General features: G+C 48.4%; 9 protein-coding genes. 6 read left to right on the forward strand and 3 right to left on the reverse strand.

What is annotated here, in order from left to right; all coding sequences use genetic code 11:
* Window positions 1-197 precede the first annotated feature (197 nt).
* Window positions 198-1,796, reverse strand: a complete 1,599-nt coding sequence (gpmI, locus tag QUA57_RS27120) for a 2,3-bisphosphoglycerate-independent phosphoglycerate mutase (RefSeq protein WP_333064851.1) — start codon at window positions 1,794-1,796, stop codon at window positions 198-200.
* 426 nt (window positions 1,797-2,222) lie between these two features.
* Window positions 2,223-2,894: a retropepsin-like aspartic protease gene (locus QUA57_RS27125; RefSeq protein ID WP_333064850.1), complete on the reverse strand. Its 672-nt coding sequence runs from the start codon at window positions 2,892-2,894 to the stop codon at window positions 2,223-2,225.
* Between the two features lie 230 nt (window positions 2,895-3,124).
* Here QUA57_RS27125 and QUA57_RS27130 point away from each other — a divergent pair, with 230 nt between their 5' ends.
* The 6 genes from QUA57_RS27130 to cax all read left to right on the forward strand — a co-directional run bounded on the left by QUA57_RS27130 (window position 3,125) and on the right by cax (window position 9,259).
* A complete protein-coding gene (locus QUA57_RS27130; RefSeq protein ID WP_333064849.1) occupies window positions 3,125-4,540 on the forward strand; it encodes a hypothetical protein in 1,416 nt (471 codons plus the stop codon).
* 183 nt (window positions 4,541-4,723) lie between these two features.
* The gene (locus QUA57_RS27135; protein WP_333064847.1) at window positions 4,724-5,476 is read left to right on the forward strand and encodes an MORN motif-containing protein; all 753 of its coding nucleotides are present in this window, start codon (window positions 4,724-4,726) and stop codon (window positions 5,474-5,476) included.
* Between the two features lie 105 nt (window positions 5,477-5,581).
* Complete coding sequence (locus QUA57_RS27140) at window positions 5,582-6,295, forward strand: MORN motif-containing protein (RefSeq protein ID WP_333064846.1); 714 nt, start codon at window positions 5,582-5,584, stop codon at window positions 6,293-6,295.
* Window positions 6,296-6,477: 182 nt separating this feature from the next.
* Window positions 6,478-7,098 carry a DUF6391 domain-containing protein gene (locus QUA57_RS27145; RefSeq protein ID WP_333064845.1) on the forward strand — a complete coding sequence of 207 codons (621 nt, stop codon included), beginning with the start codon at window positions 6,478-6,480 and terminating at the stop codon, window positions 7,096-7,098.
* Between the two features lie 382 nt (window positions 7,099-7,480).
* On the forward strand, window positions 7,481-7,939 hold the full coding sequence (locus QUA57_RS27150) for a hypothetical protein (RefSeq protein ID WP_333041819.1): 459 nt from the start codon (window positions 7,481-7,483) through the stop codon (window positions 7,937-7,939).
* A 219-nt stretch (window positions 7,940-8,158) separates the two neighbouring features.
* Window positions 8,159-9,259 carry a calcium/proton exchanger gene (gene cax, locus QUA57_RS27155; protein WP_333041818.1) on the forward strand — a complete coding sequence of 367 codons (1,101 nt, stop codon included), beginning with the start codon at window positions 8,159-8,161 and terminating at the stop codon, window positions 9,257-9,259.
* Window positions 9,260-9,393: 134 nt separating this feature from the next.
* Here cax and QUA57_RS27160 read toward each other — a convergent pair whose 3' ends face one another.
* On the reverse strand, window positions 9,394-10,038 hold the full coding sequence (locus tag QUA57_RS27160; protein WP_333064844.1) for a hypothetical protein: 645 nt from the start codon (window positions 10,036-10,038) through the stop codon (window positions 9,394-9,396).
* Window positions 10,039-10,310 lie beyond the last annotated feature (272 nt).

The following is a 10,310-nucleotide window of genomic DNA, read 5'->3' on the forward strand; positions in this document are numbered from 1 at the left end:
TGGTCAAGCGGGATCCGCTAGGGGACGATCGCCCCTTCCATTATATAATCATCCGATCACAATAAATCCACCCTGCGTGCCCGCCCTTGGCTAGGGGGGATCTAGGCTTAATAGTCAAACAGCATTCTGTGACTGGGTTTGACGTTAAATTGACACGAAGAAGGGCGAAAGCCTTTGTCCTTACTGCTGCGTCCCTACTACAATCGGACTCGCACCGGAGTGCGATTGGCACGAACTTCAAACTCAGCCGATCGGATCATAGAGCGTCCCGTCATCTCCGGGGGCTGAGGCAACCTCAACAGCTCCAGAATTGTCGGCGCAATATCCGCCAAACAACCGTCCGCCCTCAGAGGAACATCCGTTCCGTGACCCGGAATCTTGCGACCTTCGCCTTCTACCAGAATAAACGGCACCGGGTTAGTAGTGTGAGCCGTCCACGGATTCCCGTCCTCGTCAAACATCTGCTCAGCATTTCCGTGGTCAGCAATAATAATTGCCGTTCCCCCAGCTTTACTAATGGCGCTCAACAGCCGCCCCAAACATTTATCCACAGTTTCGATCGCAATTATCGTCGCATCCATCATCCCCGTATGACCAACCATATCCGGGTTAGCGTAGTTAATCACCATAAACGAATAGATGCCTTTTTCCAAAGCCGTCACCACCCCATCCGTCACCAAGTCCGCCGACATCTGGGGCGCCTCATCGTAAGTCCCCACCATCGGGCTCTGCACCAACTCCCGGTGTTCCCCGATAAAAGGCTCTTCCAGACCCCCATTAAAAAAATAAGTCACGTGAGCGTACTTTTCAGTTTCCGCTGTCCGCAACTGCTGCAAACCGTGCTTAGAAATCACCTCGCCCAGAATATTGTTCAAATTCTGCGGTTCAAAAGCCACCATTACCGACAGTTTCGGGTCGTACTGAGTAAAAGTCGCAAACGCCAGGGGCTCAATTAACTGCCGTTCAAACCCCTTAAAATCGGGAGATACAAAAGCCTGAGTCAATTCTCTAGCCCTGTCCGGGCGAAAATTGAAGAAAATTACCCCATCCCCGGATGCCACCGCCCCCGGAGCAATCCGAGTCGGAACAGCAAACTCGTCGGTCACTCCTTCAGCATAAGAGGCCTGCAACACATCAACAGCCGATCGACCGTCCGGAGCACCCTCAGTCGTCATCACGTCGTAAGCACGCTGCACCCGATCCCAGCGCTTGTCCCTGTCCATCGCGTAGTAGCGGCCGCTGATGGTCGCAATCCGACCGACCCCTACCTCTGCGATATAACTTTCAATCTTGCCTAGAGCTTCGACACCCTCTTTCGGAGTAGTATCACGACCGTCTGTAATCGCGTGAATGCAAACCTCAGAAATTCCCTGTGCCTTTGCTAATTGCAGCAAACCCTTAATATGACTGAGATGGGAATGAACCCCACCTTCAGAACAAAGACCAGTCAGGTGCAACTTGCCGCCGGTGGCGCTGACTTTCTCGCAAAGCTCAACCAGCGCCCGGTTGTTGAGCAAAGAACCATCTTCCACTGCATCCGAGATCCGCACCAACTCTTGAGGAACCACGCGGCCCGCGCCCAGATTCAAGTGACCGACCTCTGAGTTACCCATTTGCCCGTCTGGCAGCCCTACCGCTCGGCCCGATGTTTTAATCAGAGTTCTGGGATAAGCGGCCCAGAGACTGTCCATCACGGGTGTTTTCGCAGCGGCGATCGCATTTCCGTCTTTTTCTTCACGATAACCCCAGCCGTCTAGAATAATCAGCACTACAGGAGATACAGACGCTTGTGCCATGTGAATACCTTATTTACAATAATTAATTTCTCGATCGTCATGATTTCCGATTTTGCGGAACATCTGCCGCTAATCAGTTTACATATTTTTTAGGCTCCGGCTGAACAAAGCCCACCACAATTCCCTTAGCCACAGTATTTTGGGAACTAATCTCGACCTGCTTTGGGAATGGTTTAATTGATTGCCTTGCCCTGTACTGTGAATGCACAGTCCGAGCCTGTTACCGATCTCACCAACAGCGACCCTGCTTTTGCCGCCGCATTTTCACGAATTGTTCAACGGTAGGTTGCTATTGAAACACTAAGAAGAGTACCACAGATGGCGAACTTTTACTACTGCCTCAAGGAATAGATTAAAAAGCTTTGAGTGGGCGGGGAATAACTTTAAACAAGTTGAGCAAAAATCCGTTTCCGAATCGGCTCACTTTCAGCGGACATAAAATTCTACAACATCTTTTTTAATTTTGACATCGTAATTGCCAAAGAAATCGTGACCCAGCAGACCTATTGGCATTTGTTTGGCGATCGCCACTTCGACATTTTGGATCACAGCACCACCAACCCGAATCGATCGCACCAGACCGATCGGGAACTCGACAACGCTACCGTCAGCGATCCCCGCTCTCACGGTACGCACCGGCCTTACTCCCAGTGCAGTAGCCATCCGCTGAGAAATCAAAGTGCCGCTCGCCCCGGTATCGAGAATCATCTCAAAAGTCTTGTTGCCGTTAAATACCACATCAATCACCGGCGTCCCGCCTGCGCGACGCTTGATTTTAGCTTGAAATACCTGTGGATTCCCCCGTGGCTTACCCGGTTGATTTGCTGGGGGTTTGGCAGCAGGATTGGATGGGTTCCAAAACTGAGAGTACAATTTGCCAGTTGTGAATCCCGAGCCCGTTACAGTGCGATTCCCTTCGGGATAGCTCCGCTTCACGAGCGGCTGGGAACTCACATCGGGCACCAATTTCATCACCTGGGTTTCAGGCTGATGTGAATCAGAATGCACCTCGCCGCACCCCACCGATCCCACACCCACCAAAACGGTCGCAAAAACCAAGCCCGATCGCCAAATTCGCTTGAGAATCACTTTTGCCATGATCTAAATACCTTGATTGATTCAATATTTCCCACAACGACCGCCATTGATATCCTAACTTGCTCGCCCAAAACCGATCGCCCGATCCCCAGATCGGATCGTGAGGAAAACTTGGCAATTTTCAAGCGATCGCATAACATCGAACACAGATAAACTGATAAACGGCAACAGGCTGTAATTGCAGAGCCTTGTTGGAGATCTTGAAATTAAGCAGTTAGGGGCGATCGGCAATGTACAAACTTTTATATTTTGCGACTATAGGACTACTAGCTTTCTCGATCGCAGGCTGCGGTGGCGAGGGCAGCAACACAGCCAGCCCCAGCCCCAGTCCCAGTGCAGCCTCTCCGTCTCCGGCAGCCTCTGCCAGCCCCACTCCAGGAACTCAGACTTTCCAGTCTCCAATAGTAGCCGCCCAGCCTCCAGGGTTAATTCGATCGACCAACCCAGACGAACGAGCAAGACAGGCTCAAACAGGCATCGGCAACAAAAAGGACAGGAATCCAACGCTTCCGCTTCAGCCAGTACCCCAAGGCCCTGTGACAGCGAATCCTTCTCAGTTAGACCCCTTTGGGCCACTGCCGCCGATCGTATTACAAATCCCTCCAGGAGCCAACGGAGCGGGTGGGACTACCTCAAAACTCCCCAAACTGCCACAGCGACAAGTTGCCGTGCTACCCGAACTTCCCGAGTTATTGGCTCCCCCCCCACTTAACAGGCCTAATCAGACGGTTATCCCCAGGCCACGCACGGACCGTGGAGGACGCACTCAGCAACTACGAGATGGATCGGGAAATTTACTTCCCGGAGGTGATGGGGCGCAAATTGACTCGCGTCCCATAGTTCCACCAGGGGGAACTCCTCCTCGGTTAAATGGCGGTGGCGGTGGCAGAAATGGTTCCTTACCCGGAGGCACCGGGGGACAAATTGGCTTGCCGCCCATAGTTCCGGAGCTAGATGCTCCTCAATTAGGTCGTACTCGTACATCCCCGCCTGGACTCGAACCCATTGCAGCGAGACCCATAGGAGTCCCGGATCTGCCGGAACTGCCAGTAGACAAGCGCCCGCCCCCATGGAGAGACCCAAATCCTGTTGCCAGAACAGGTCCTGGCACTGGTCGTCGTACAACTGGGCCAATAGGAGGTAGAGCCCAAGATGGGCGGAATCCGCAGCCTCGCCAGCCTCGCCCTCCAGCACCCCCGCGCCCGCCCCAGCCAATAGCAGCGAGACCCATAGGAGTACCGGATCTGCCGGAACTGCCAGTAGACCAGCGCCCGCCCCAGTGGGTAGACCCAAATCCCCCGCCTCCTCCCGTCATTCCAGTAGTTCCGCCACCGCCTTCTACTGACCTCGCTACGGGTACTGAAGTCAGCGGGGTGGTAAAAGTCGGGAACGAGACGCAAGTGATTGTCAAAGTACCGAATGAACCAACCAGCCGATATGTCAAAGTCGGGCAGCGGCTGTCTAACGGGCAAGTGTTGGTGAAGCGGGTCGATCTCAAGCAAGGAGCCGATCCGATCGTGATTCTGGAAGAAAACGGCGTTGAGGTAGCCAAAGGTGTTGGCGAAAAACCGGCCAGTCGCCAAACACAACCCGCCAATGCAGTTATTAGCCGTGTGCCAAATATTAATAGCTCAACGCGACGCTAAAAATTGACAGTAACGCAGAAAAAATGCTAAAGGCAAAAACTTTGATTTTTGCCTTTTTGCATTTAGGGCAGATCTCAAACCTGAAGGTAAAATTAGTACAGGGATTAAAAAATAGACGACTTTTCAGCGAGTATTAGCTTGTAGAAAATCCCTATTAGTAATTGAAGTTAAAGGAGATTGATCATGCTCGGTTCTATTCAAAAATTAGGGATGGTGATATTAGTTGCTTCTTGTATCGGCAGCGCCACTAATCTCTTGAGTCCCCAGCCATCAATGGCTCAACCAACGCCACAGCCCAAACCAGAAGAAGGAAAACGCTCTCCCTTCTGCCAAGGCAACCCTCCTACGGGAAGAGTAAAATGCAATTACGAGGGAGGCGATAACTACGAGGGAAATTTCGTCAACGGCCTGCCCGACGGCAGTGGAGTCTACGTGTACGCTAATGGCGATCGCTACGAAGGACAATTTCGCAATGGAGTGCCAAATGGTAGAGGGACATTCATTTTTAAAGATGATGCCCGCTACACAGGCGTGTTCCAAGACGGCACAATGAGATCTGGGACAGTAGTTTTTGCCAACGGCGAGCGCTATGTCGGAAACTTCGCAGTCGTCAGGAACGTTCAGACTGATGCCATTAGCAGTCAACCCTCAGGGCGGGGTCAATTTTTTTATACCAATGGCGATCGCTATGAAGGACAATTCTTTGCAGGTTCCCCCTTTGGCCCAGGGGTATTAGTACGCAAAGACGGCACTCGCTGTTCTGGCAGGTTTTTTAATCAAGAACTTGATGCTAGTGTCACCTGCTCTTTCCCCAACGGGACGCGCTATGAAGGAGAATTGCGAAAGGGAGTGCCTCACGGTGTCGGGACGATGATCGATGCTAGCGGTAGGCGCTTTCCGGGGGTATTTCGCAACGGCAAGCCCGGAGTTTCGTAAAGGATAAATGATTGAGGTTTTCAGCCAAGTTTTGACAACAAATGGGACAAAAGACAAAGGACAGAAGAAGATAATATCTAACAGCGCATAGGAGAAAGTTGATTGATGATTTCCCGTTCTTGGATCAGTGGAATCGCTTTATTAGTTGCATCAGTGTCGGGAATTGGTAGTTACGCGACTTATCCCTTACCCTCAATGGCGCAAGGAACAGAAGCTAGAACCGGTCGCTGCGTGCCAGCTATCCCTACAGGTAGAGTTAGGTGTGATTATGACAGCGGTGATAGCTACATCGGACAGTTCGTCAATGGTTTGCCCAGTGGCACTGGGGTATACATATATTCCAACGGCGATCGCTATGAGGGGCAGTTCCGTCTGGGCAAACCAAATGGTCGAGGACAATTTATATTTAAGGACGACGCCCGGGTCGAGGGCATATTCCGAGATGGCAAAGTTAGTTCCGGGACCGCTATTTTTACTAATGGCGATCGCTATATAGGGTCGTTTTCTCTCGATCAAAAAGTAGGCGTACCCACGGGACAAGGGCAATTCATTTTTGCTAATGGCGATCGCTTTGTGGGTCAATTTTTAGGGGGCAAGCCTTTAGGTACGGGAGCGTTCACTCGGGCTGACGGCAGTCGGTGTTCGGGACAGTTCTATACTCAAGAACTTGATGGCAGGGGTAACTGTTCGTTCTCCAACGGTATCCGCTATCAGGGAGAGTTACGCAAGGGATTGCCTCACGGCAAAGGCACAATTATCGATACCAGAGGCCGGCGAATTCCGGGAGTATTCCGCGACGGCCAGCGGCAAGAGCAATAAACTGGGAATAAGTGCGCTCTAATCTATTAGTAAGGGCAGGTTGATGGCTAATAATTTTTGCACAAAACCTGCCTTTGCTAGGTTTTAAAGTCAAAACTATTGATAATTTATCATCGGCTTTTTCTCAACCGAATTGCTAATGTTAAATATCCACTTAATGGAGTTAATGGAGGCGTTTTGATATGACAACTACTGCTTCTGCTTCCGGCCGCACCGGCCAGTTTCCCTTCGACTTTGCCCCGCAGCGGACTCAAGATGCTGATTTGTTGCGACAACTCAATTTTGTGCCCGGTTTGAAGGAAGTCTTGACTTTGCGCCAAGTTCATGCTTTGGAACACGCTACGGTTTGGGTACTAAGTCAATCGTTTGGTGCGACCACAGCAAGAACCGATAATGAGTTATTGGGCGGGATGTCCACAGATCAAGGGTTTTATCTTTATGGCCACGTTAACATTGCACAGTTGCGTCAGGCTGTGCGCGAGGCTTTGCAGCGGATTGGCAGCGGAGAGTGGGATTTAGCTGTACATCCCCGCTGTGGCACGAATTTGTCGGTGGCAATGCTGCTGACGGCAGGACTTGCTGTAGGCATCAATTTAGCCCTGCCTCGGGGGCCCATTCTGCAACTGTTAGGTTTGGGTGCAGCGGCGGCTGCTGCGGCTCAGTTAGCTCCTGATGTGGGATCTCTGGCTCAGCGTTACGTTACAACTGCTATTCCGTTTAATTTGAGTGTTGTTGATATTACCGTAAGTCACGACTTCTGGGGACGCGAAGCTCATTTTGTGCGGGTACGTTGGGTTGAATAGTTGCTGGGGGAGGGGAAGAGTGGAAGAGGGGGAAAATTGACACAATCTTCTTTCTTCCCTCAACTTCGACCCGTTAAATCCCCTACACGGCTTTGTTGCCTAACTTCCTTCTTCCTTATTCATCATTTTGAGAGAATCGGTACTATTCAAAAGTTAATTGGGGCGACTTATCAACGTGCTTTTATTCGATAACTGGGCACTACATACTAATATCTATATCTTCCATATTTTTATAACTTCATATTATATTAAAATTTCATCTTTACCGCTAATGTGTCAGCTATGAAAAGCTCGGATTTACTTCCTAGGCGACTTGTCAGAAAATAGCAGGATAAGGTAAAATCCCTTATTAGAATTTTTAGATCCAAAGTCAACAAAATAAATGTGCAAATTACCGATCGATAAAACCTGGCTGCCAAGTCTACTGGCTGTCAGCTTAGCCGTAGTAGCCAACAGCGTTTTGCCTTTCACCGAATCTGCGAGTTTTGCTGGCGAAATATCCCAAACTAACGAACCCGAAAAAGCTCCTGACGGCAAAATAGTTCCCGTTAATGGCAAAGTCAATGTTAGATTAACGAATAAAACCAACGATCGACTATTTTTTCAGGTGGTTGGACAGACTAACCGCCAGAGTTTAGCGGAAAATTCAACAGTCGCGCTGCCAGCATTGACACTACCGACCTCAATTGTATTTAGGCGACTAGATGGCGCATTATTGAAACCCAGTTTGAAACCTGGTGGCGAAGGAACAGTAGAGGTAAGATTAGACGAGACAAATGATTTAGGTTTGGATAAAACATCTTTAAGGATTCGGAATGACGGCGCACTTTTTCTCAGATAGACAACAGTCAGTCTAGTTCAAATTTTAGATTTTAGATTCACTCCACAGCCGTTCGCTGGGGGTATAACTTTTGTCTAAACCATGATTGCTCTCCACAACTTAAGTCCGGGGCTTGTATCCGTATTTGGGTGAGTCAGAGGATAGTTGAATCATGTAAAATCAACTTGACGATCGCCCCGCTAGCTAAACCTCACTCTTCAATACACCATCCGAGTTCCTATGTCAATCAAAAAGATTCTTTCTATAGCGCTGTTAATTTTCATCCCCATTTCCATCGCCGCTGAGTATTTGCACTGGGGTTCCCTGGCAGTTTTCATCACATCCGCTTTAGGCATTATACCTCTGGCGATTTGGTTGAGTACAGCAACAGAAGAAGTGGCGATCGTCACAGGCCCCTCCATAGGCGGCTTATTAAATGCAGTCTTCGGCAATGCTACGGAATTAATTATTGCCATAGTTGCCCTGAAAGCTGGATTAATTGACATTGTGAAAGCCAGCATAACCGGTACAATTATCAGCAACTTGCTCTTAGTCATGGGATTTTCCATGCTGTTAGGAGGAATCCGCTACAAAGAACAGGAATTTAAGCCAATTATTGCACGGGTGAACGGTTCCACAATGACTCTAGCAGTGATTGCTATCCTGCTGCCGACAATGGTAATTTACACCTCCAATGGAGTCGAACCCGCAGCCATTCAGAATCTTTCCTTAATAACTGCGATCGTCCTAATTGCAGTTTACGCTCTAACTCTCCTATTTTCATTAAAAACTCACAGCTATCTTTACGATGTTGGGTTACTAGAACTAGAGTCAGAAAATCCGCAAAATACCAAAGAGGAATCGACTACGCACAAACCGAATTTGTGGCTGTGGATAGGGGTGCTAGTTGCCTCAACTGTTGCCGTTGCTTTTGAATCAGAAATTTTCGTTGGAGTTGTCGAAGAAACTACCAAAGGATTGGGATTGACGCCGCTATTTACAGGGGTAATTCTGTTGCCGATTGTTGGCGGCGCGGCCGAATATGTAACTGCGGTAGGAGTTGCGATGAAAAACAATATGGATTTGTCAGTTTCTGTCGCAATGGGTTCGAGTTTGCTAGTTGCTTTGCTGGTAGCGCCGGTGTTGGTGATTATCGGATTAGTGATTCATCAGCCGATGGATTTAAACTTCAATCCCTTTGAAGTAGTTGCAGTTGCCATTGCGGTGACAATTGCTAATCTAATTAGTCTCGACGGGCGTTCTAATTGGCTCGAAGGAGTGCTGCTTTTAGCAACATATATCGTGTTAGGAGCAGCATTTTACTTTCACCCCATTACTTAAACCAATAATTTTCTGGGGGGCAACCCTCCGGGGTTGCCCCTCTTCCCTGGAAAATAACTTATCTTCTTTCTGCTTTGTTATTCCTCTTTGTCTTCGGCCCTTAATTAAAAAAATAATTTTAGGAGAGAAAGTAATTACGGACAGCGACACTGTTGAACAGGAAAACACTCTCGTCTGCAACTTCTTTTTCTGCCTTTACGGTCGCGACAATCAGAAGTATTCCGACATTCCACCTTATCTTCACAAATTTGCTGACGGGGAAAAGTACCTAAGCTTTGTATAGAAACTTCAGCCCTAAGGGCACCCTGTTCTATAACTTGGTCATTTTCTTTAATTTCATAGAGAAACTTATTTTCTCCCTCTAAAACCGAAAAAGTTCTTGTTTTGTGACTGTTACCTAACTTAAATCCAAAATCCTCGGAAAATTCTCCTTTGTCGTAACTTCGGTCTGTGTAGGGATAGGGGTTAGTTTCCATGCCATCAGTCACATTTTTAATCATCACCCTCCTGTTAGGGCCCGGAGGAGTTTTGCTGGAGACAAATCGAGCGCTTTGCGAATCAGGGGAGAAGACAGTACCAGCACAAGCACCTATATATTCAATGCGCTTAAATTGAATCAAATTAATATTAAAAGCGTTTTCGTTTTTGACCCTAAATTGTGCTTCGCTAGTCTGCTGGGCGCTAACTGTGAAAGCTACTAGCGTCAAAAAAAAAGCCCCCACCAAAATAGCTAAGAATTTGATTTGTACCCTCCCCGTAATAAATCTGGCGTGGTTCATCTCTCTCTACCTCTAATGTGAATAGATAGGATTTTGTTTATGAGTTATTTTAACTTGAGAGGTGAGGTGTTGTCAAAGTAGATCGAATAGGTTTCTAGTGAGGGCTTGAGTCTTGGATGCTTCGTTGCGAAAGGAAGCACGGAAGTTCTGAATGCGAACTTTTTAGAGTCAGGAATGAAGTCCTGAGTACAAACTTACAGCAGATTCCATGTATATATGATACAGTTTATTTAGTACATAAGCGAAAAAAATGAAACCTTATTCGATTGAGT

The sequence above is a fragment of the Microcoleus sp. Pol7_B2 genome, from assembly GCF_036701035.1.
In the GTDB taxonomy this organism is placed as follows: domain Bacteria; phylum Cyanobacteriota; class Cyanobacteriia; order Cyanobacteriales; family Microcoleaceae; genus Microcoleus.